Here is a 22,853-nt window from a genome sequence, read left to right as displayed (position 1 = left end):
CATTTCTCATTGATAATCATTTTCAATTAATGAATTTTACCCTGCTCTCTCTATGAAGTCAAGCAAAATGACCTTTTCCCTGCCATTTCAAAAAGCTAGCTCCTTCTTCAATTGGCGAAAAAGCCCCTACAAGCACACCACGTTCAAGTCCATCACACCAGATGTGCTTGAACCATCGTCCGCCCATAGGGGATTATTTTCATTCAAGTATGCGTTATAAAATTTTACCCAGAAATGCCTTGGTCCGCTCATGCCGAATATTCTGAAAGAGCTCTTCAGGCGTGCCCGCAAGCTCGCCGATTCCACAGGATTCAATGATATCATGCAGCATACTCCGGCTCACCACATCATCATCCACGATCATGATAGAAAGTGTCATCGACATCGGCCCCCTTGATCAGATTTATTTTGGGAATAGCTATACGAAATGTAGTCCCTCTCGCTCCCGCAGGCGCCGACTCTACCTTAATCTGTCCCGCCAACGACTGAACGATATCACGTACATGGGACAGGCCAATACCCGTGGCGGCAATGCCGACTTCATTAAACTTCGTTGTATAGCCCGGTTCAAAGATGACATCCCGTTTGGCTTCAGGTACGCCTTTTCCAGTATCCATCACAACGAAATGTACGTCATCTTCCTGCTCATACACACGAATTCGGACCGTCCCTTCATGCTCAATCGCCTCTACCGCATTGGCAATCAGGTTATTCATTACCGTTAGAAGAGGAATGTAATACGGAGACTCACAATCATACTGTTGCTCGATGTCGATCTCGACCTGCTTATGCAGCATTTCGCTATATTTTCGGTTTGCTTTACTGGCAAAGTTCAGCACTTCGGATAAGCTCATGTTGACCGCTTTTTCGTTATCATACAGCTTCAGCAGACCCGCGAGAATGCGTTGTGAATCCTTCTTCACTTCATGAATCTGCTGAGCGATGCCCAGCGTGCGCTGACTGTATTGGTTCATGTCCTGCTCCCGGAGATCGCGATATAGTTCATAGCTGTCTGCCGTAATGCCTTCGATCGTATTCATCGCTTTCTTCAGGTAAAAGACCTCGCCATACAAGCCCGAGTTCACACTCAGCATCTGCTCCATCCGCTTCTCCTGCTCTGCATGTAAAAGCCGCATCTGCCTCACCGCAATGCTGTTATATAGCCCAATCACAAAGTAACTTCGCAGACCACCTACCACAAGCAGATACAACCATTCCTTCATATAAAAGATATTGGTCCCGCTTAACATTCCGCGAAGAAGCAGCTCAACAAGATTAGAGGAGAAATCGATACATGTGATTAACCCGCCGAGCAGAAGAGGCTGCATCTCATGGAATCGATGCTTGAACATGCTAAGCCCATAGGCAAAGACCACATAATACACGCCTGCCCCCAGATTGTCCCGCATGCTTTCCAGTATGGACACGGTCTGTACATGATTGATGAGATCTGCTGACTGAAACAGCAAATTCGCGATGCCTGTCAGGATTCCTGTCTTCACATAAGACAAGTGTGGCATGATCATCAGCAGAAATAAAAGGATGCTAACCCCGAGCCCGATTCGGAAGTAATCTTCCCGGAACGGATTTATCTTGAATTGCGCCCCTACCGCAGTGGCAAAGGCAATGGCCGTCATCTGCACATTCTCATTTTTGACCCAATTGCGCATTGATCTCTTCACCCACTATAACAACGTTTAGCGCCCAATGCCGGAACCGCGCTTCTAATGTTAAATATACTAACATATGAAAGAAGCATTAGAAATAATTAAAATTAGGGAATGAACACGCAAGCAAAACAAAAAGGCCGGAAGTTTTCACTTCTGCGGCCTTTTCCTTATATCTCATCCGGAATATCAAATGAAACCATCGTACCCTCACCCGGTTCACTTACGATCGATAACCCCTGACCATACCGTTGCAGCAATCTGCGGTTTGTATTCACAATGCCTATTCCGCCTTTTCCACCTGGCGTAGCATGTAGCAGTTCTGCAACCTTCTCCGGTTCCATACCTTTGCCATTATCCTTCACCTCAATACGGGTATAACCCTCATGGCGAGTGATGGATAGACATAACGTACCGCCTACATTGCGGCTTAATAGTCCGTGTCTGACAGCATTTTCAATCAAAGGCTGGATCGATAGCGGCGGGAGAAGTAACGGAAGGTCCGGCTCTACGTTTAATACCACCGACAATCGATCTTCAAATCGTGTTTTCTCAATAAAAAGATAGGCTTCAACGAGTTCCAGCTCGTATGATAATTTCACCAGTTCCCCTGTATTGAGATAGTTGAAGCTGATCCGTAAATAGGATGAAAAAGCTTCACCAAGCTTCCGCATATGCTCTGTATCAATATCACTTAAAACCATAAGTGAATTCAGCGTATTGAACAGGAAGTGTGGCTGAATCTGCGCCTGTAAATAAGCGGCCTCCATGCGCAGGCGCTCTTGGATAGACCGATTTAGCATGGTCAATGCACGTATCCGATATTTCAGTTCCACCGCATCTACAGGCTTCGTGACATAATCATTCGCGCCCGATGCAAACCCTGTGTAGATATCTGGCGGCTGACTTCGTGCCGTCAACAATAACACAGGAAGCTCTGACATCGAGAATTGTTCCCGCACCTTCTGAGTTAACTCATAGCCGGACATATTCGGCATCATCACATCTGTAATGAGCAGATCCCATTGGCGAGTGCCCAGCAGTTCCATCGCCTCCTGGCCCGACCGAGCCGTAATTATGGTGTAGGGTTCATTCGAAAGAATGCTGACCAGCACATCCAGATTCACCGGATCATCATCGACAGCCAGAATGGTGGCTTTCCCCTCTTTTAACAACGGAGCCATCTCTGCTGTCGCCAAGGCTTCCGCGTCCCCCATACCTTGGCGGGGTAACAGGAATCCGCTAGGTGCATCTTCCATCATCTCGGCGGCCTGTTCCCATATCAGGGGAAGTTGTGACTGAGCCTGATCGGCGGCTTCATCCGCGAGCGGTAGATCGAAGCTGAATACCGAGCCCTTTCCGAGTTCCGAGCGAACCGTAAGTGCCCCGCCGTGCAGTTCTACGAGCTCTTTGCAGATGTTCAGTCCAAGCCCGATGCCTTGTCCATCACTGATTCCATACGACCCTTGTTCATACGGGAGGAAAATACGCATCCGCGTGTCCTCATCCATGCCAATACCTGTATCCGTCACATGAATCAGAGCATGTCCTTCACGAATTTCGGCACTTACTGAGATCATTCCTTCCTCTGTATGTTTAAGCGCGTTATGCAGCAGATTATACAAAATCTGAACGAGTCTTTCTTCATCAGCCATGACCAGTGGGAACGATTCCGGAATCTCCATATGAAGGCGGACTGGTTTCCGTTCTGCCATGAATTGCAGCATGGCGATAATGCCAGGCACCACGGACTGTATGGAAAGAGGAACCTGACGTAACACAATGCGGTGTTCCTTCAACCGGACTACATCCAGTAGATCACCAAGGAGATGGGACATCCGTCGACCGATCGTAATCAGCAACTCCATATCCTCCAGGCTCCGTTCATCCAATCTGTTCTTCTCTCGGGTGACCACGTTGTGAGCGATGTTAATGATCCCGTGCAGCGGGGTCCGTAGTTCATGTGATGTATTCGCCAAGAACTGGTCTTTAATTTTGTCGCCCTTCTGCAGTTCTGTATTCAGCTTCATATTCTCCTTGGCATTCCTGAAGTATTTCTTGAACCAATAGGCGGAGAAGCCAGTAATGGCAAAGATGATGTCAATGGGATAATAGACTGTTGTCACATCTTTCGATGTCTCACTTGTACTCCACAGCATATTGGATATGATACCTCCAGCTGTCAGGAGTAGAAAAACCATATCTCGATCAGCCTGTTTCCTAAAGAGCATGACACCTACAATGTACAGGAACCAGAGAGAAGAGACGAGAAAGAACACGTCGATAACAGAGTAATGAACCATGGCATAGACAACGTGAATTGGCATCGCCAGAATAACAGCAATATAAGCTATTGTCGTGACAATGCCTAATTGAAGGATCTTTGTTCGTGTATGTACCAAGGTCAATCTCTGGAACAACAGCAGAATACAAGCATTTTGCAGCAACAGACAGATCAGACGAAGCTTGATCCCCCACGTATAGTTAATAGGGAGCCATAACATCAGAATGTTATCATGACCAACCATAACCACGATGCCCACAGATAAGGTTAATATAGCTGCGACGAGTAAGGCCCGCTCCTGTGGGTTGAACATAAACAGGATACAGGCATACATGCCATGAAGTAGTAAAACGAGAAAAATGGCCAGTTGAAAACCGATGGAATACCAACGTGCGTAATCAACCGCCGCCTGGGAACCGAAGCGAACGGGTTTGCCGATCCCGCCTATATACGGGCTATCATAATTGGCTACACGAATGAGTAATTCAATCTCTGTTGCGCCTTCATCTTCGTAGGATGCCGTATAAGAGGTACTTCTCGGTTCATAGGTATCCGCATCCTCCGACACCTCCCCCATTCCGCCCACGATATTCCCATTGATTTCAATTTCAGATGAACTTCGGATGTTTCTGAACCAGAAGGTCACAGGTACCTGGAGCGGATCAGTCAACACACGCAATCGATATGTGGCATATCCAAGTGAACTCTCCTGATCCCGGTTCTCGGCATTCCAATCTCCCGGAACCTGGACCACATCCGCCGCATGTGCCCGTCCCTCATCCACAATATCCTTCCTGGTCAGTAATTGATTCGAATATAGTTCCCATTCTCCGTTCAGATGCATTACCGGCACTTGTTCCAGATCGACACCTCGCAAATCAACTACACCATTCACAGCGTGATGATTGTCCAAGGCAGGGAAGAACTGCGACCATACCCAGCGCATACCGACCAATGCCACTAAAATGATCGACAGGATCAGAACGTATTTGAAACGTTTCACGGGATTTGTATGTCGTAAATTCATTGGTTACGATGCCCTGACTTGATCAAACCGAGCTTCCAGTCCCTGTACCATTCGCGAACCTCTTCACTAATCGGTATCTCCAAGTCTTGCTCCATTCTGGTGGTTAAGAGACGATACTGCTCCTCCACACCGAGATCGTTGCGCATTTCATCATATAACTTCATTAGCATAAAATAACTTTCTTCTTCATCCGGAAGCATATGCTGGATACGTCGTGTACTCTCGACCACTTTCTCCGCCAGCCCATGCTGCTGGTAATACAGACTTAGTTGTCTCATATGATACAGCCACAGATAGCGTAATCTTTCCCGCTCAGGTTCAGCCCACATGTATTCATAATTACCAAGATAGGTACCCTTATATAGATGAAGCGCTTGCTCATACGCATGAACGGTAATTGCGTCTACGACTTTCCATTGCCTGATTTCCCGTTCCCACTGCTCACTATCCAACTGAGCCTCACCCAATTCGAGTCGATAACCTGCCTCCAGGTGTGCACTCTGAATCGTGATCATATCCATATTGCAAGTTTTCAGGGTTTGGCGGACATGATACATCGTAGTGTAGAGTTGGTGTGCCGTCTTCCCCTCTTCCATTCCCGGCCACAGAAGCTCCAGCAGAACACTGCGATGAATGACCTGGTTCCGATGGTGAAGCAAGTATGCAAACAGCTCCTGCGCCTTGCTTGTACGCCATTTGGCAACCTGGGTATCCTTTCCTGGAAGCCTAAACTGAATCTGATTAAAACAGCAAATTAAAGGTACGTTTGTATCCTTTGACCGCTGCTCGCGTTTTACGCTCAGTTTCTCTCTTACGCGGCTCACCGTCTGCTTCAATCGATCTTTTTTGATGGGCTTCATCAAATAGTCCAAAGCCTGTAGTTCGAAAGCATGCACCGCATATTGATCGTAACTGGTCACAAATATAATTTCGGTGCCCGGTATTGCCGTCTGAATCTGTCTTCCCAGATCCATACCATCCATCTCCGGCATATGAATATCCAGAAATACAACATCAGGACGGTGCTCCACAATCCCCGCCACAGCCTCTGTTGGATTCATATATGTAGCGATAATTTCAATGCCGCTTACTTCTTTTTCTAGTGATTTTTGAAGGCCTATCAACGCTAGACGTTCGTCGTCAACCAATATCACTTTCACAGGAGCTTCCTCCTCGACCCTGAGGTCTCGAGATTTATTTTCACTATTATATCATAGGCATTTTAAGTATTTTGGTTCTTGTTCCCCATTTTCAATTTATAGCAATTTAATTGTATAATACTTAATAGAGGGCAGGTCAATAGATCCTGTCTGGAAGAGAGGAAGGTTCCATATGTCAGATGAGAATCAAAGCTTTGGGCAAGCCCTTGTCAAATCATTAGTGGGGGAACGCGGTCATATCCGCATCGCCCGTGCTCTACCCGATATCGATGTCACACTTGCTGCTCGTACGCACGATGCCATGCCATATACGATCTATCAGTTGGTGAAGCACATGCATTATTGGCAGCAATTCATGCTCGAACACTTGGAAGGACGCAAGCCACAACTCCCTGCTAACGTGAGTGAGAGCTGGCCTGAAGAGAAAGGTCCACAGGACGAAGCCACGTGGAAGGTAGATATTCAGGCATTCTTGGATGGGGTTGGTCAAGCCGTAGCCATTGCAGAAACTGCACAATTAGATGATCCACTGCTCTATTTCCCGGGTGAAACTAAAGCAGGACTTCTGCGCAATATCGCCTCCCATAACTCGTATCATCTAGGGGAGATTGTTCTGCTGCGTCGCTTCTACGGCGCATGGCCGCCTCCAGGTGGCGGGTTCCCGGCGTAAACCGGAAAGATTCCGATAGAACGAAAGCAAGCCGCAAGGGAATGTTTCTCCCTCGCGGCTTGTATTGTTTTTACCATACTCTACATTGTCTAGTTAGCACTAGTATAGAGGCGCTTCAACACAATGATATTATTCATACTAGACTTCTGGAGTCATCAGCCCTTGGATAAACGTCTCAAAGTTCGGTGCCAACGGAATGATCTCTTTGGGATTCTCTCTTTTCACATAAACGACCTCAGGTTCTCCATCATTACCGAATGAACGATAATCGAGCATGACAACCCCCGACTCCGAAGGAGATACCGCGATGACTACACCAATCTCCGGATAACCTTCACGTTCAATCAAAGTCCAGCTACCTTGTACACCAGCTAACGAGCGAGGCTTCTCACGACCAATGCCCAATATGCCTTCAATTTCAACATAATCCGTAGCTCCCGTATCTGTGTTCGCTACAGGGAAATAACGATTGTACGGAATGCCACCGTTATGTAGCTTCATCATCTCAATGTAGGAGGCAGGAAGCCGGAACACCAATTGCTCCTCCACAGACTCAATGAGACCATCACTTGGCGGATTGGACACATAGTGCTCCAGTGCCTGCTCACTATCGTTCCAGAATTCGCCGGATTCCGGTCTGGGGACCGCTTCAAAGGTCGCTACAACGTCAACGGGTACACGGAATTCTCCAACAGTCTCTGGATCCGTTTCAACTTCATGTTCAGATTCGGACGGCTCCTCCATTTTGCTTCGAATCCATCCCAGAAACTCCAGCGTATCTTCATCCTCAGGGTCCAATTCATCCGCTCTTTCAAACGCCTGCAGTGCATGCGCATATTGCTCCAGATAATAATAAGCCAGTCCAATCCGATAATGCCAGAGTGGGTCACCTGTGCCCTCTTTAGCAACCGTCAGGAATTGTTCAACCGCTTCTTCATACTGTTCCAGGTTACTCAGCGCTCGTCCCAAATGGTTAACCAGCTCATAATCTCTTTCTTCCACAGGAATCGCTTGAATTGCATCTACAATTTCCTGAAATTCATCTTCTTCATGCCACTCTTGCAATTGAACCAACAGATCGTCTCTCATTCCTTTTTCCTCCCCGTTCATTCACTCATGATTACGTATTGAAAATTATACCACTATCCGGATCACCATCTCCAGCAAAGCAAGATCCTTAGGGATATCATGAAGCGATATCTTTTCATCTCTGATGACAAATCTAAAAGAGGTAACCTGAACCCGGTTAAGAAAACCAGGCAGGCTACCTCCTTTATTCCTTCCACTATATTGAATTCTTAATTCAATTCAGTAACTCAACACAATCGTAGACCCAACCTGCACTTAACCAGTTACCCAAGTCACTGGAACCGCTGATCGGCGTAATTGTGATAGTATTGGAACCATTCACGAAGTAGGATGCTGGAACATTCCAGCTAAAGGTTGTGTTGTTCCCACGATACGTACCAATGGTGAAGCTACGAGAATTGGGCTGTGAAGATGCAGCAGGATTGGTTAAAGCATGTCCATTAACCGTTACACTAGGTCTGCCATTATTGTAAGCTGCGGTAATACCGATGTTGAACATATGAGAAGATGCCGCTTGAGATGCATTCAAGTTAAACGTTATTGTGGTTGGAGAATTCTGACCACGGAACTGGATTGCCGGGAATCGATTGGTCGCGCTACCGGTAGCATAGGTGACAGGTCCCCAGCTTGGGTTGCGACTATCGGATGGGTGACGAATCGGAATTGTCTGTCCATTCAGGAACTCCCGTGGCGTACCATCCCAGTTACCGATTCGCCAGATGTTGGAGGCTTTACTCGGGTCATTGTTGATCGTACGTGTATTCAGTGTTGTCGTTTGTCCTGCCGTGACATTAACCGTTTCCGTATATACGGCCAGTTCTCCCTTATAAGCTGTCATGGTGTATGTCCCCGGAATCATGCTGTATTTGGCGGCCGCCCCACTTGAAGACGTCCCCACCCAATACTGAGCATTGCTATTGGCGAACCCAATTGTGTAAGCATACCCTGTATCCATCCCGGAGAGGCCATTAAGCACCACGTTCCCCCGACTGGATACCCAACCCTGCAGATTCAGACTAGACATCCAGCTGAAGTCGGGTACATTTGGCGTACCTCCGGTTGTAAAGATCATAGCGTACGGCCCATGCAGGCCCAGGCGCCAATTCTCCGTCTGTGCATGTCCCGAGTTCATATAATTATATACTTCCGTCTCTGTTCCACTTTGGAACTGGATGTCGCGGAAGAATGGACCACCAGAGCTTTTTTCCCGATTGCCGTAGGCCATAAATACACCAACGCCATTACCCGTAACTCCACGAACGGATAAATCTTTGGCCTGATCATTACCATAATATTTAGAGGCCGACTGTCCATTAGCAAACCCGAACACATCCTGACTCTCGATTGCTCCTGTGTTACCTCGATTATTGGAATTCGCCGGAACACCTGTCAACACACTACCATTACCACGGAAAATGTACCGTAGCTCGCCGATCGAAGGTTGAGCCGTGATATGCGTTGCCATGTATATGATATTCTCCCCACCACGCGAAGCATAATAGTGAGTCAGTGTGCTTGTGGATACCGTGATTAACACGGTTGATCCTGAAGGAGAGGTATTCCACGTCACATTGGCGGAGGAGCCCAAACCTGAGCCGATATGCGATCCTCTATTGCTGTTCAGCTCCGTACCGTTCATTTTGGCTGAGATAATATCCCCATTGGTTTTGTTCACCACATAGACTAATCCTGAACCGGTGTTTACTTCAATTCTGGAGCCGTTATCGGTAACATTAATGGTTGCCGCGTGTCCGGTAGATGCAGGGTATACAACAGCTGTTGCGATCATAACGATGATTAAAAACAAACCAAGCGCCTTTCTCACTATACTTTTGGTCATGAGTAAATCCCTCCTTGTAATCCATTTAATAAAACGCTTACATAATGATATATAACAACTGACACTTCCGTCTCATATCGATATGTCTGCTATGCGGGCATGTCCATAGTCACTGAAATGTTATGTCTGCGTGCGTATAGAATAGAGTCATCACTTCATGCAAACTTGATCTCGCCCCCCCCTTTTAAATCACTCTTCTAAATACAAGTATTCTTACAATTCCAATAAAATAATACCATTATATTACATATACTTGCAATGAAAAACGGCTCGTATATCCGATAGCAAATTCTGAAAACAAAAAACGCAGCTTCAACAAGCTGCGCTTTAGCTATCAAACAGTTCAAACCAGATACTCCGCCATAATCTGCTCGATATCGTACGGTGTCACGCCTTCATCGACCGCATATATGGTATCGGCCTGATCCTTCGTATCCACCAGCTCACCTCTCGCCTTGGCGTGCAGCATGAACAAGTCATGCAGATCGGGTTTGCGTAAAGTCGTTAGTGCTTTACCCATCAGGACCATTCCTTTTTGATTACCTTCCACATTATTGTAGTAATCCGGATGGCTTGTCAGCGCCAGGTCTGTCCAGATGACGGTACGTTCAACCAGGTCCATAATGACAGGGATCGCAATCTGCGTATCCGCGGTAATATCGATTTTGTTCGCTACGGTAGACGGTTCAAAAATCTCGCCAGACCCCGGCTTCTTCCGCATCATCCAGCCCACAAAACATTCGGGCAGATCACAATACGGATGACTGGTAAACGAAAGCAGTGTTGCCACCACATATCGTCCACCATAAGCCACGATGGATGGAATATGCAGATCAATGAACTCACTTGCTCCGTTAGGTGCAGTCACGATATCTCCGCTATGGACAGCCTTATAGTTAGAGGATCGCAGATTCGTATAGGAAATATGCTCCACATAGTTCCAGTCCTTATCGTACATCACCGCAGACAAGTCAATGTCCACGCGCCCTGTAGACTTTCCATCCACGTCCCCTTCTTTCCACCAGTTGAAGAAACGAATGGTATCACCCTCTGCCATCGGCACACGGCTTCCACGAACGATGGTATGCAGAGCCTTGCTCGCCGATCTCTGGGAAAAGGGTACCAGATAATCATGGAGTTGTAGATCAACATAGGTCTTCCCAAGCGGGGCAAGGGCAGCGAATCGCTCTACCAGTGCCTGCTCGCATAATTGCACGACATCCTGACACGTGGCTTCATCGATCTCTGGCAGCTCATTCGGAACAGCAAAAGCTTTGGCTACATTGCCTTTCGGGAAAAAGATACGCAGATCCTGCGGTTCATTACGGCGGGCAAAATGCTGTCTCACCTGCAATAACACTGGGGTAGATACTTGCTCCAGTACCTCACCAAATGCCAGCAGTACATACGCTTCATCTTCGGTCATCCGCAACAAGTGATCCAGTCTTCTCGCGAATTCGCCTGGACGCTGTGACAACAGATCGATCAGACTCCAGACATTCCGATATTGGAAGGCAAGTTCCACACTTCCGTTGAAGGTCGAATACGGTTTATTATTACGCAAAATATCAAAGGCTTCTTCGCATCGTGGATACCGAAACTTATATTCCGAAGGATGAAGAATTTCGCCGAGACGAATCCAGCGATCTTTATAACGCAGCATATCCTCCGTGCTGGAGCCACATTGCTCCAGTAATCCGAGCAAAAGGCGTCTCTCACGCCGTTTGAATTTTCGGAAGGGAGTAGCCGCTGCGAGGCTGACATCTCCATTGGACCAGGCAACAGCCAGACGCAGGACATCACTTGCCGTTTTGAAATACGGACCGATCCGGTCGATGTTCGCTTTTTCATGCTTCAACAGCGAGGCAACCACAAAGCCTACATTTTCTTTGAACGGAATCTCGGCGGGTAATAGCGCATCCACATCTTCCGGATCTGCATGCTCCAATACCATGTCGATATCCGCCTTGTCCGTTTCCGAGATAGAACCCTTAGCTTCAATGATCTGGCGGATAAGCGTCTGGAATGCTTGTTGGTTTCCCAGACCAATGACTTTCAAGTCCGTCTTCTCCAGCAAAGGCATTCGCTCCACAGATTGTTGATCCGGATAGACCACAGTCAGGTTAGTTAGATAATGAATAATCGCATTGAGATATAACTCAGCCTCATCTGCTTGCATCACCTGCATCGGGAATCCTGCATACATCGGTGTGTACTTCACATGTGCGCCGACCATGACTCTCAGATCAGCTACAAGTTGAATATATACTGTTTCAAATTGTTCCTTGGACAGCTGACGCATCACCTGCATTAACTCATCCGAGAAGGTGTAACCGAGTGCTTCAATATTTTTAAGGGCAGTCGCCAGATAATTCTTCGGCAACTGTTGTTTCCCTTCGTTAGATTCGATAATAAGTTTGTTCGCTCTGCGCAAATAGATTGTATTGTTCATGATAAAAGAGTCCAGGAAAGCCACATCCCTATTAACATTTGGTAGATGGCTTTAGAAGGAAGGAATGTGATAGCCTGGACGCCTCCTCTCTGAAATGAAATCTTCAGGAGAGCTGCGACCCTATTTTCGCCAATGAAGTTAGAAGGAAGGATCGCAATAGCCTGAAGGCCAGCGGTTCGAAGTTTGTCACCCGAACCTCTGGTGAACCCATCATCTCAGATTCCACGATCTGCCAACAGGGCGAAAGTATTACGACATGATAAGATGAAATATGAAAAAGCCTTTGCCGACCCCCAATGTCAGCAAAGGCTTTTCGTTTCAGATTGTGTTTATTGATCAATCAAGTTTGTTACTTTCAACATTCTTGCAATCAATGCAGTGACCTCAGCACGGGTCATCGTGGTCTTCGGACTCAGCACCTCTGGCCCATTACCTTGGATGATTCCAGCTGCAATCAACTGGGCTACATCTTCTTTCGCCCAATTCGATACATCGGCTGCATCACTGTAACGTTCCAGTTCAGAGTTCATCTGATCCGGGCTAATTGCCGCTTCCGGTTCAATCAGACGATACGCACGAGCAACCATTGCAAATCCCTGCTCACGTGTGATTTCCTGATTACCGTAGAAGTTCCCATTATCGTAACCGCGAACGATACCGAATTCATTTGCAAGGGCTACCGCGGAGCGGAACCATGCGGATTCGTTAACGTCAGGGAATAGATTCTGTGGTGCATCCTGACGCATTAAGCCCAGTCCAAGCACAACAATCTCGGCAAACTCAGAACGAGTAACCTGACGGTTCGGTGAGAATGTGTTATCTCCGTTACCTTTCAGATCTAATCTCGCAGCGATGTTGTTCACATCAGTTTTTCCCCAATGGGATCTGGCATCTTCAAAATCCTGTGGGTTCCAGATGACCGAATAGCTTCCGCTGCTACGCAAGTCATTAATAAGCGCGTAGTAACGACTATTGATCTTAGTGACAACCGTTGGTACATGGAAAATGCTACCGTCCGGGTTAATGATTACGCCTGTAGTAATCCGGTTCGGGTCGATACCTTCTGGAAGTGCAATATACTTCGGTGCATAACCGTTCAACTGGCCGGATCTAACTGTCTGTCCATCTTTCGTAAAGGTGAGATCCAGATCAACCGGTGTGACAAGTAGCTCGTATCCTTGGGATGCGGCTCTTGTCTCGGCACTGTCAATCAAAGCATCCGAGGAACGTGCGATATCAACATGGACATCAATATCATTCAACGCTGCATTACCCAGCTGTCTGGACACACCATTCACGTCCATTTTACCGCCAGGTACCGGATAGATCGCCAGCGGATTGCTAATGTTTAATTTGGAACCTTGATCCACTAGTTGTTTCAGTGTTTCGAGGGTTAAACCATCCACCTTCATATCCCCATCATTCGGTGAATGAATGGCGAACTGCTGCCCTGTGCCTTGTGACATGGCAACATTCAGCTTGGCTGGATCAACTTGAACCAACGTTTCTTTGTTGTCAGATGGTTTGGATGTAGCAAATGGTTGATGGCTACCATCCCGAGTTGTTTCCAAATTATCCTTCACGGGTGCCGGAGTTGGCGTTGGTACTGGCGCAGGTATAGGTGCTGGTGTGCTTCCACTGTTACCACCCGTATTTCCACCGCCGCCATTGTTGCCTCCACCATTGTTACCATTGTCACTGGATGCTCTAGTCACGTTGATTTTATACGCCGTAACATTTCCAAGTGAATCCGTTACTCTAACAACGATCATATTTCCACCGACTTGGAGCGGTAGATTCTCACTTACAGTACCACTTGAAACCTCGTTCCATTCTCCATCTCCAACAGCTATTTCAATCTTAGCAAGTGGATCAAGTGCCGTTGGCGTTAACTGAAATTGATATACGCTATTCGGTACAGAGATGGTGTACGTATCTTTAGCTGGATCAAATGCCGGGGACAAACTTCCCACGGAAGGGACCAGCGTTTGTAACGTTGATATGTCATTACCAATCACTTTTGTAAGTCCCGTTCTCGCATTACTCAGATCCAGAAGCGCCTCATCTACCTGCGCTTGGGTTGCCGTTGGATCATTCAGCACTCGCTCTGCTTCGTTCATCGCGTCATCCAGTGCTGTCCAGCTCGCTGGCGTATATTCCGTTTCGGTTAGATTTTCACCCTTGATTCTATCATGTTCATTTTTCAGCACTGACGTGTCGACACCAGTACCAGGCTTTTTGGTAAGCCCCTTCCGGGCATCCACCAAATCCTGATAAGCCTTTTCCACTTGTTCCGGTGTTGCATTCTCGTCGTCGAACACGGATTCAGCAACTCCTAACGCATCTTGCAGCGTTTGCCATGTTTCTGGTGTGTATTCCTCTTCGTCCAGTTCGCCTGATTCGATCTTACCGTTAATCTCATCGATTTTGGCTTTCAACTTCGCCTTATCAATAGCAACATCATAATTTTTCGAATTCGACTCTTCTGAATCTGAATAGGCTGGATTGTTCGTCTTCGCTGTTACTGTCACTTTGTAGGTGCCAACTTCTAGCGATGGTACCAATTGCGACAGGTTCAGCGCCGTTCCAGGTACCTCCACTGTCCGCTTTGTGCCGTCTTCCAGTTCGATTGTTACCTCATATTTATCTGCATGCTCAACTGCTTCCCATTTCAACTCATCGTCGGTCAGTGTGATGTCTGGCGCCGATAAAGGAGTAGCAGCAGTTGCAATGGTAAAGTACGAGTTAGGACCAAAATTTGATGTATTAAGGGTTACTTGGCCGTTCTCAATCAAATGTAATGTGTTTGGATTACCAAATTGAGTATCATCGCTGATCACAACATATTGAGGCAACGCCGGGTTACCTCCCGTTCCGTCTACCTGAAGTCTAATCTGTGATTCAGTCCAGTTTGCTTTCTGTATCTTGTAGATACGCTCCATCCCAAGCAGTTTTTTCTCATCTTTCGTAATCGATGTTTTGAATTCAGTACTTGCTCCATTGTCACCAAACGTAAAGAAAGAAGAATCGTTTGAGAATTCATTTTCATTAGCAGAATTTGTATCCTCGATACTGTTGCCCAGTGCAATCGTTAATATGGATCCCAATTCCTGCGCCTTGGCTTGTTTCTGCATCAAGCCGCTCTGGTCATCTCGACCGATGCTTGTAATGCGATGGGTATAGACTGCGTTCACATTTGAATCCCAGATCGTATCCATGTTTGAATCAACATACGAATTTGCTGTCGTCTGATCCATCGTGTAGCCATATTTGATAGCCAAATATGTGCTGACTTTTTGGCGTTCTGCGTCCGTCAGAGCATGATCGTATACGATAATTTCTTCAATTGTACCCTGCCAATGTTCAACACTCGCAGTTGCTGGAATAAGCTTACCGACTACTGCTCCACCAGAGTTGCCAGTATCCCATGACTTAGGAACATCCTGTCCGTACCCACCTAGTTCCTGTACCTGCTTCATTTTACTGTACAATCTAGCTATGTTAGGTTCAGTATTCCCGCCTGTCCAAGTAACAAATTGCTCGTTCGGGAACGTCGTTCCTAGGAACCCGTCAGGAGTGTATAATGTCTGACTCTTGGTACTGTTAAATGTGGTCAAGCCGCCTCTTGTGCCATTTTGAAGCATCCCTATACCGGTATAACCACTCGTTTGGACTCCCCAGGAAATGATATACTTGATGCCTTCAGTTCTATTGGTTTTACTAACCGTAACGATCGATCTGGGGCTCTTCCCTTGAGGAAGCTTACTTACATCCAGATTCATAAAACTACTTGTGCCGTTATATTCCAATACCGGATTGAAATTAATGTTATGACTCTTATCATCCCAATAAGTTGGTTGGTTATTGACCTCATCTTGCGTTGCGTTATTTACTTTATTGCCTTGATCTTCCCAGTTACTAACCTTTTGGCCGCTGGTAACTCCCATTCCCAGGTCTGATCGTAGCCATAGTGCAGGGGCACCAACTCCACCCGGACCAACAGGAGTTTCGTTAGTCGCCTCCGCTTGAGCCAAACTCATTGGCAACGTTCCAATTGCTAGAATAAAGGAAAGAACTAGCATGGAAATTCTTTGCCATGGTTTCTTCCGGATTTTTGCTGTGTACATAGGTTCCTCCTACTTAATATGTTATTTTTGGACTGCTTACTGGCTCAAAACATCATATCTACCCTCATCTTGCTTATTCTACACATGGCCTCTTACCAAACTCTTACCAAACTCCTCGCTAACAAATACAAAAAAAAAAAACAGCCCTGCAAATGAAGCTACAAGGCTGTTATTTCAATCAATTAATTGAATTTTTCCATAGTTGGTACCATAACTCAACTTCCAAGCCAGGACGTATACCTGCCTCTTGTTCTAAAGCGATAACCAACTGATTATATTGAGCGACCACAGGATCCTTATTGCCTAATCGATCATAGGTCTTCATTAAGGCCAATCCGACTTGCTCCAATGATGGTTCTAATTGTTGTACCCGGTGATATAACGTGAGTGCTTCCGTATTCTGTCCTAGATCAATGTAATATTGTGCGAGTTGCATGGCGTGGTTACGCCAGAGTGCATGCAATCGCTGGCGCTCCAACTCAGCCCATACATAATCGTCCTCGCCATAATATTTGCCTTCATATTGATCCGAGGTCTGCCGATGTTCAGCTATTGTAGACGTAGATAATAGAGGCAATCGGTTAAGACGACTTTCCCATTCTTCCGCGTCAATCCTGAATTCACCCGTTTCCAATAGATAACCAAACTGTTGATAACGAATGGACATCTTATCCTCACCCATGAGTTCGTTCATCATGCTGCGTAAGCGATGGATCCCACTGTGCAGATTGGATATACCTCTACGCTCATCCAACTCTGGCCACAACAGTTCAAGTAGCGTATCCCGCTTAATCGGTTTGTTCCGATGGTGGAGCAAATAGGCGAATAACTCTCTAATCTTGGATGTTCTGAACTTCATATGTTTTGGCGGCTCATTTGGGTGCACTTGGACTTGGAGCATCCCCAGACAACGGATCAACATGGATGGCCCTTCTGCTATATTCAGACTTGCTGACACCGTTCGGCGTTGATACATCTTCATCGTTTTTTCCAAACGGTCACGCGTTACAGGCTTCATAATATAGTCCAGCACTTCAAGCCCATAGGCCGTCAGTGCATGTTCGTTATATGCGGTTGTGAAAATAACTTCTGTTCCAGGAGAAACCTCATGGATACGTTCGGTCGCCTCGATCCCGTTCATCCCCGGCATTTGAACGTCCATGAAGACGATTTCCGGCAGATGAAGTTTGATCTGATCTATGGCTTCCTGTGCCGTCAGAAAAGAGCCGATAACTTCGCAATCCTCTCTCTCTTGCAACAGTTTGTTCAACCTGCTCAGAGCGAGATATTCATCATCTACCAAAATCACTCTCATATGCACAACTCCTCTGGCTCACTGATCACCCTTTAATCTATAATTTTACCATAAATCCTGACGTGGGACCGCTATCATTTGGATAAAGAGTTTACGTTCCGATATTCAAAAAAATGTTCTTCATTGGCAGAAAGTGTGCAGGAGTTTGAAGTATGATGTCGAAAGTTAAGTCTGCCATGACACAACTAACCTATAAAAAGATACCCCGATATATAGTGCTGTCAATTGTATTCCTGACGCTCTTACTTGGATTCCGCTGGATCTGGTCCGAATCTTTCACTATACCCAAGCATCCTGAACCCAATAAGGGCGTTCTTGATCTTCGAGACTGGGATCTTGCCAACGCTTCACCGATATCTCTCGATGGGGAATGGGAATTTTTCCCGCAAGCTTTAATCTCCAATCACGACACAAGGATATCAAGCCACCCATCGACATGGATTCAAGTTCCTGGAGATTGGCATAATGCGTTACCATCATCTTCATCATCATTCGGGTATGGAACGTACCGAATTCGTATTCTTCTGAACCCATCGGTCGAAGAAGTCAGTCTCTGGGGCCAGATGATTAAGGCTTCATCGAGCGTAGAGATGAACGGGACCATTGTTGCCAAATTTGGTCAACTTGCTACACATGCCGAAGCCTATCAACCAGAAAGGACTGCGTTTACAGCCTCCTATGATCTTAACGGAGCCAATGAAATTGATCTTCTTATACAAACAGCGAATTTTGATGACCCTTACAGCGGCGGAATTATGCGCTCCCTCTATTTTGGATCTCCAGAAGCGATTGGAAGTGAGCGAGGATTATCCATGGATTTGCAAAAAATTACGATCGCCGTGTTGCTCCTGCACAGTCTGTATGCTTGTGTCATGTTTCTGTTTAACCGTAAGCAACGAGCTCTGCTTACGTTTTCTCTGTTAACGCTGACCGTTGCCCTAACGGTTGCATGCGACCATGACAGTCTTCTATTGAACTGGATTCCGCTCAACTTCTCTTGGATGGTCAAGATCACAGCGTTGTCCTATTCCTTGTTCTCTTTCTTTCTTCTACAGATGGCGAGAAGTTTCTATCATAGTCAGCAAGGGCGCAGACTTTTCCGCACCTATGCCAGTGTGCTTGGTATCTACTCTGTATTTTTGCTGATTGCACCAGTAACAATGATCTATCACGTAATTGAGACCGGGTTCACTGAGTTCCTTTATCTGTTTGCCATCAGCTGGTCTGTGTACCTGTTCTTCAGAATGGCCACTGAGAAACGAAGTGACGCAAGCTTTTTGCTCTTTGCGGCTACCAGTAGCTTATCAAGTGCGCTGTGGGGAGTCGTGAACTCCCATAATGAGATTACCAACGTGTATTATCCGATTGATGTCATCGCGGCCATATTCTGCTTCTCCACCTATTGGTTCAAGAAATACTTCCGCAATTCAGGTGAGATTGAGAAGTTATACGAACAGCTCAAAGAAGAGGATCGGCAGAAGGATCAGTTTCTTGTGAATACGGCTCATGAACTGCGTACACCACTGCATGGCATCATCAATATTGCCGAGAGCATCGCGGTCCGTGAACGGCGTAAATCAGGAGGGCAACAGGCAGAAGACATGAAGCTGTTAGTTACCATCGGCCGACGCATGTCCCAACTGGTAGATGACCTGCTTGATGTAGTCCGCCTGAATGAAAAACGCATTAAGCTTCAGAAGAAACCTTTATCCCTTGCATCTGTCATTCCAGGCGTGATCGGTATGTTCCGATTCATGGCAGAAGGGAAGCCTGTCCATATGAAGGTGGATATTCCCGAATCGCTGCCTCTTATTCAGGCCGATGAGAGAAGGCTTGTTCAAGTTCTCTACAACTTGTTGCATAATGCGCTCAAATTTACCGATGAGGGTACCATTACCGTATCTGTTCGGGAACATGGAGAGTACGTCTTGATTCAAGTTTCAGATACAGGGGTTGGTATGAGTGAGGAGATACAACAGCGAATATTCGAAGCGTATGAACAAGGGACCCCAGAGGCTCGCTTAAGTGGAGGAATCGGCCTCGGTCTCAATATCAGCAGACAGCTCACCGAACTCCATGGCGGCCAGCTCACCGTGCAATCTGTACCCGGGCAAGGATCTACCTTCCAGATCTCGCTTCCACGGTCAGATACCGCATCGCTATCGGATCAGACGGAGCAGCGATGGGACGATCACAGCTTCGAGGAAGTTGCGATTGCAGAGCCGGAGCAGCAGACCCTATCTCAATCTCATGATAAGACTGCCGCAAGAATTCTTGCCGTCGATGATGATCCCGTTAACCTGCGAGTACTAATCTCCATGCTTGCGAATGAACCATACCACATTCAACCAGCAGCTTCCGCACTTGAAGCATTAGAGTTGCTGGATACGGAACCGTGGGACTTACTGATTGCCGATGTCATGATGCCTCATATGTCCGGTTATGAATTGACCGAGAACGTACGCAAGCGTTATTCGGTATCAGAGCTCCCCATCCTGTTGCTGACGGCCCGTAACGAACCAGCGGATGTATACGCCGGATTCATGGCCGGTGCTACAGACTATGTCACCAAGCCCGTGGATGCCGTTGAATTAAGGCATCGCATCGGGTCTCTGATCGTACTGAAACAATCCATTGATGAGCGACTGCGCATGGAGGCTGCTTACTTACAAGCACAGATTCAGCCCCATTTTCTTTTTAATACGCTCAATTCAATCATGGTTCTTAGTGAGATGGACACGGAGCGAATGCAGAAGCTGGGCGATGCTTTTATCGAGTACCTTCAGACCAGCTTTCATTTTGTCAATTCGGAGAAAATGGTTGAGGTCACTCATGAGTTGGATCTCTCCCGCGCCTATCTCTACATTGAGAAAGAACGATTCATGCATCGGTTGAACGTCATCTGGGATATCCCCGATGATCTTGATCTATCCCTGCCGCCACTCACCATTCAACCGCTCATTGAGAATGCTGTTCGACATGGTATTCTCAGCAAAGTTGAGGGTGGAACCGTGCATATCCGAATCATCAACCAAACAGCGTCCACCTTGATCGAAATCGAGGATGACGGTGTGGGGATGCAGCCCGAGCAGATCGAACGGGCACTGGCGTGGCCCAAGAAAGGTCCCGGCGGAACCGGAGGCATTGGATTAACCAATACACATCGCCGGTTGACCCAGATGTACGGACAAGGTTTGACCATCGTCAGCTCGCCGGGCCAAGGTACGAAAGTTTCCTTTGTCATCCCTTTGGACCGCAGCATGAGAGCCTGAGCGATAAGATTGTTCTATGACTCTACAGCCGCATACTGTACGATCCGTATCCGTATGCTTTGTGTAAGGTCTACGGGGAACGCGATGATAGCAGACATGTTCAAGTTCAACACCAAGCTCAAGTTCAGGTTCTGACATACCAAATAAACCAAAAGAGAGCTAAGCACGGGTTTCGTCCCGGCTTAGCTCTCTTTTCTATGGCTTCATTATGATCTAACACGATAAGCTAAACGTTATACGTGCAGGACATGTTTTTCATCCGATAATCCCAGCGCCTTGGCTGTTGAAGAATGAACCTCTTTGAGGAGATCCAGATTCTCCACAAGGGATATGCCATAGGATGGAATCATTTCCTTGATCTTTGGCTCCCATGCCTCCATATGCTGCGGGAAGCACCGCTGAAGAATCTCAAGCATGACCTGAACCGCGGTGGATGCACCCGGTGATGCACCTAACAAAGCCGCAATCGTTCCATCTGCAGACGTGACCACTTCCGTACCGAATTGGAGTGTACCCTTGCCACCTTGAACGGTATCCTTGATCACCTGCACACGCTGCCCCGCCAGAACCATATCCCAATCCTCACTCTTCGCACCCGGAACAAAGTCACGCAATTCTGCCATACGTTGTTCTTTGGATAACATCAGTTGTTGGATCAGGTACTTGGTCAAAGAAATTTCTTTGACACCTGCTGCGAGCATCGTAAGCAGATTATGCATCTTAACAGACGTGATTAAGTCGGCATTGGAACCTGTCTTCAGGAACTTCGGCGAGAACCCGGCAAACGGTCCGAATAACAGCGACTTCTTATTGTCGATAAATCGAGTGTCCAGATGCGGAACGGACATCGGCGGAGCCCCTACCGAAGCCTTGCCGTATACTTTGGCATGATGCTGTTCCACGACTTTTTGATTTTTGCACACCATAAAGATCCCACTGACCGGGAATCCGCCGATATGTTTACCTTCCGGAATGCCCGTCTTCTGGAGTAAATGAAGACTTCCGCCGCCCGCGCCGATAAAGACGAATTTTGCCTGATGGCGTTCGACTGCACCGCTCTTCAGATTTTTCACAGATAATTCCCATTGTCCATCGCTGGTGCGTTTCATATTCTTCACGCTATGTTGGTAGTGGATGCCCACGTGTTGTTCCTTCAAATGTTTGATCAGCATACGCGTTAAAGCACCAAAGTTAACGTCCGTACCGGAGTCAATTTTGGTCGCTGCAACAGGTTCATTACTTGTACGATCTTTCATCATCAGCGGCATCCATTTCGCCAGCTCTTTCTTGTCATCCGAGAATTCCATGCCTGCGAACAACGGGTGATGCGACAAGGAGTCATAACGTCTTTTCAAAAACTGGACATTGCTCTCTCCGTGTACATAACTCAAATGAGGAATCGGCATAATGAAGTCCCGCGGATTACGAATCAGACGGCTATTGACGAGATAGGACCAAAATTGCTTTGAGATCTGAAATTGTTCATTCACTTTAATCGCTTTGCTAATATCTACGGTTCCGTCTGGTCGTTCAACGGTATAGTTAAGTTCGCACAATGCAGCATGCCCGGTTCCGGCATTATTCCATTCGTTGGAGCTTTCCTCTCCTGCAGTGGCTAGCTTTTCGAAAACCTTAATATTCCAGTCTGGTGCCAATTCTTTTAGCAAAGTTCCCAAAGTTGCACTCATAATTCCGGCACCAATCAAGATCACATCTGTACTCGTTTGTCCCTGGCTCATGTCTACCGTCCTTATATCCTATATTTGCCAAAAGGATGTAAGCGTTATCGATTTGGCATTTGCAGCAAGCCCATTCTTGAACGGGATCGCACCTTCTCTGAATGATTATAACCTTGAACTAGTGTATCAATAATATAGAGCAATATAAATATGCAATTTCAAGATATTAGCTATTCCATCAGTATACGCTAGTTTACATCGGAACGTTAGC

General features: G+C 46.8%; 12 protein-coding genes. 2 read left to right on the top strand and 10 right to left on the bottom strand.

Going from position 1 to position 22,853, the window contains the following annotated elements; all coding sequences use genetic code 11:
• Nucleotides 1-214 precede the first annotated feature (214 nt).
• The 4 genes from D829_RS33825 to D829_RS0124315 form a co-directional block, all read right to left on the bottom strand.
• The gene (locus D829_RS33825) at nt 215-379 is read right to left on the bottom strand and encodes a hypothetical protein (protein WP_017691521.1); all 165 of its coding nucleotides are present in this window, start codon (nt 377-379) and stop codon (nt 215-217) included.
• Nucleotides 351-1,670, bottom strand: a complete 1,320-nt coding sequence (locus D829_RS31800; RefSeq protein ID WP_017691520.1) for an ATP-binding protein — start codon at nt 1,668-1,670, stop codon at nt 351-353. Before D829_RS31800 ends, D829_RS33825 begins: the two co-directional genes overlap by 29 nt.
• 167 nt (nt 1,671-1,837) lie before the next feature.
• Nucleotides 1,838-4,978: an ATP-binding protein gene (locus D829_RS0124320; RefSeq protein ID WP_017691519.1), complete on the bottom strand. Its 3,141-nt coding sequence runs from the start codon at nt 4,976-4,978 to the stop codon at nt 1,838-1,840.
• Entirely contained in the window at nt 4,975-6,138 is a 1,164-nt protein-coding gene (locus tag D829_RS0124315; RefSeq protein WP_017691518.1) for a response regulator, read from the bottom strand. The genes D829_RS0124320 and D829_RS0124315 overlap by 4 nt, the downstream gene beginning before the upstream one ends.
• 172 nt (nt 6,139-6,310) lie before the next feature.
• Between D829_RS0124315 and D829_RS0124310 the strand changes: the two genes are divergently transcribed.
• Complete coding sequence (locus tag D829_RS0124310) at nt 6,311-6,808, top strand: DinB family protein (protein WP_017691517.1); 498 nt, start codon at nt 6,311-6,313, stop codon at nt 6,806-6,808.
• A gap of 138 nt (nt 6,809-6,946) precedes the next feature.
• Here D829_RS0124310 and D829_RS0124305 read toward each other — a convergent pair whose 3' ends face one another.
• The 5 genes from D829_RS0124305 to D829_RS0124285 form a co-directional block, all read right to left on the bottom strand.
• Nucleotides 6,947-7,897, bottom strand: coding sequence for an SMI1/KNR4 family protein (locus D829_RS0124305; protein ID WP_017691516.1), 951 nt, complete (start codon nt 7,895-7,897; stop codon nt 6,947-6,949).
• A 214-nt stretch (nt 7,898-8,111) separates the two neighbouring features.
• Nucleotides 8,112-9,737 carry a rhamnogalacturonan lyase B N-terminal domain-containing protein gene (locus D829_RS0124300; protein ID WP_017691515.1) on the bottom strand — a complete coding sequence of 542 codons (1,626 nt, stop codon included), beginning with the start codon at nt 9,735-9,737 and terminating at the stop codon, nt 8,112-8,114.
• Between the two features lie 343 nt (nt 9,738-10,080).
• Nucleotides 10,081-12,189, bottom strand: a complete 2,109-nt coding sequence (locus D829_RS0124295) for a TerD family protein (protein WP_017691514.1) — start codon at nt 12,187-12,189, stop codon at nt 10,081-10,083.
• A gap of 329 nt (nt 12,190-12,518) precedes the next feature.
• Nucleotides 12,519-16,316 (bottom strand): S-layer homology domain-containing protein, encoded by a 3,798-nt coding sequence (locus tag D829_RS0124290; RefSeq protein WP_017691513.1) that lies wholly within the window; start codon nt 16,314-16,316, stop codon nt 12,519-12,521.
• A gap of 178 nt (nt 16,317-16,494) precedes the next feature.
• Entirely contained in the window at nt 16,495-17,631 is a 1,137-nt protein-coding gene (locus tag D829_RS0124285; RefSeq protein ID WP_017691512.1) for a response regulator, read from the bottom strand.
• Nucleotides 17,632-17,783: 152 nt separating this feature from the next.
• Between D829_RS0124285 and D829_RS0124280 the strand changes: the two genes are divergently transcribed.
• The gene (locus D829_RS0124280; RefSeq protein ID WP_017691511.1) at nt 17,784-20,903 is read left to right on the top strand and encodes an ATP-binding protein; all 3,120 of its coding nucleotides are present in this window, start codon (nt 17,784-17,786) and stop codon (nt 20,901-20,903) included.
• 233 nt (nt 20,904-21,136) lie between these two features.
• Here the strand turns inward: D829_RS0124280 and D829_RS0124275 are convergent, their stop codons facing one another.
• Nucleotides 21,137-22,642 (bottom strand): malate:quinone oxidoreductase, encoded by a 1,506-nt coding sequence (locus tag D829_RS0124275; protein ID WP_017691510.1) that lies wholly within the window; start codon nt 22,640-22,642, stop codon nt 21,137-21,139.
• Nucleotides 22,643-22,853 lie beyond the last annotated feature (211 nt).

The organism is Paenibacillus sp. PAMC 26794 (assembly GCF_000316035.1).
GTDB lineage: Bacteria > Bacillota > Bacilli > Paenibacillales > Paenibacillaceae > Paenibacillus.
This window is presented reverse-complemented; position numbering and strand designations above follow the sequence as displayed.

What these genes read in the sequence shown, in the direction of transcription:
- D829_RS31800 (WP_017691520.1), bottom strand. Translation starts at nt 1,670, where the DNA reads ATGCGCAATTGGGTCAAAAATGAGAATGTGCAGATGACGGCCATTGCC.
- D829_RS0124280 (WP_017691511.1), top strand. Translation starts at nt 17,784, where the DNA reads ATGATGTCGAAAGTTAAGTCTGCCATGACACAACTAACCTATAAAAAG.
- D829_RS33825 (WP_017691521.1), bottom strand. Translation starts at nt 379, where the DNA reads ATGACACTTTCTATCATGATCGTGGATGATGATGTGGTGAGCCGGAGT.
- D829_RS0124275 (WP_017691510.1), bottom strand. Translation starts at nt 22,642, where the DNA reads ATGAGCCAGGGACAAACGAGTACAGATGTGATCTTGATTGGTGCCGGA.
- D829_RS0124295 (WP_017691514.1), bottom strand. Translation starts at nt 12,189, where the DNA reads ATGAACAATACAATCTATTTGCGCAGAGCGAACAAACTTATTATCGAA.
- D829_RS0124285 (WP_017691512.1), bottom strand. Translation starts at nt 17,631, where the DNA reads ATGAGAGTGATTTTGGTAGATGATGAATATCTCGCTCTGAGCAGGTTG.
- D829_RS0124320 (WP_017691519.1), bottom strand. Translation starts at nt 4,978, where the DNA reads ATGAATTTACGACATACAAATCCCGTGAAACGTTTCAAATACGTTCTG.
- D829_RS0124300 (WP_017691515.1), bottom strand. Translation starts at nt 9,737, where the DNA reads ATGACCAAAAGTATAGTGAGAAAGGCGCTTGGTTTGTTTTTAATCATC.
- D829_RS0124310 (WP_017691517.1), top strand. Translation starts at nt 6,311, where the DNA reads ATGTCAGATGAGAATCAAAGCTTTGGGCAAGCCCTTGTCAAATCATTA.
- D829_RS0124290 (WP_017691513.1), bottom strand. Translation starts at nt 16,316, where the DNA reads ATGTACACAGCAAAAATCCGGAAGAAACCATGGCAAAGAATTTCCATG.
- D829_RS0124305 (WP_017691516.1), bottom strand. Translation starts at nt 7,897, where the DNA reads ATGAGAGACGATCTGTTGGTTCAATTGCAAGAGTGGCATGAAGAAGAT.